General features: G+C 61.0%; 1 protein-coding gene. It reads right to left on the bottom strand.

The genetic code is table 11. The features are described from left to right. Positions 1-429, bottom strand: a 429-nt coding sequence (locus RA19_RS25155; RefSeq protein ID WP_039168578.1) for a CoA-binding protein, incomplete at its 3' end; no start/stop codon positions are given. Positions 430-454 lie beyond the last annotated feature (25 nt).

Below are 454 nucleotides of genomic sequence, written 5' to 3'. Positions count from 1 at the left end.
CCACAGAAGCGCGCCATCCAGGTAATTGATAAAGCCATAGCAATTGGGGCCAAGGAAGGGCATTTCACCTGCCGCTTCCAAGAGCTGCGCCTGCAGATCGGCGCCTTCCGCGTCCTCAGCAGCGGCCTCAAGGAAGCCGGAAGCAAAGCACACAGCCCCGCCCGCACCGCGCGTAGACAGCGCCCGCACCACCTCGATGGTGATGAAACGGTTCACCCCGATAAAGGCCGCATCAGGTGCCTCCGGCAGGCTGTCCACATCTTTGAAGGCTGGCAGGCCTGCGACCTCTTCGGCCTTTGGGTGGACCGGCCAGATAGTGCCCTCAAAGCCCATTTTCTGGCATTGTTCGATCACCAGGCGGCACCATGCGCCGCCGCCGATCACAGCAATGCTTTTAGGGCGGAAAAGGCGGGAAAGGTCGCGTGTCATTCTTGGCGGATCCGCTGTTTGAGAG

The sequence above is a fragment of the Leisingera sp. ANG-M1 genome (assembly GCF_000813745.1).
Classification (GTDB): domain Bacteria; phylum Pseudomonadota; class Alphaproteobacteria; order Rhodobacterales; family Rhodobacteraceae; genus Leisingera.
This window is presented reverse-complemented; position numbering and strand designations above follow the sequence as displayed.